The organism is Bacillus sp. SIMBA_074 (assembly GCF_046534555.1).
GTDB classification, from domain to species: domain Bacteria; phylum Bacillota; class Bacilli; order Bacillales; family Bacillaceae_G; genus Bacillus_A; species Bacillus_A mycoides.
The window spans coordinates 1-240 of sequence record NZ_JAWRYM010001137.1 but is presented as its reverse complement, the minus strand read 5'-3'; the positions used below and the strand labels follow the sequence as shown (position 1 = coordinate 240).

At 35.8% G+C, this 240-nt stretch carries 1 protein-coding gene; it reads right to left on the bottom strand.

The window, feature by feature from the left end; translation table 11 throughout:
* Window positions 1-240: CDP-glycerol glycerophosphotransferase family protein (locus SB773_RS34285; protein ID WP_410594975.1), on the bottom strand; the 240-nt coding region annotated here is incomplete at both ends.

The following is a 240-nucleotide window of genomic DNA, read 5'->3' as shown; positions in this document are numbered from 1 at the left end:
AATGAGTCGATTGTATCACGATTATTCCCATTGTAAAGTATATCATTGCGCGGATAACCAGTTTCGAGAATTTTAGAAGTATCGACATTGAAGGCACGGGCAAAAATTTCACTTGAATAAGCATTCGGTGAAATTAAATAATCCCACTTACTTGATTCGGCATGGAAATTTTCTTTATATTTATCCGTCGTTGTTCCAGGCATGTGTACTTCATTCATATCTGCCGCAAGTTTCTTTAAT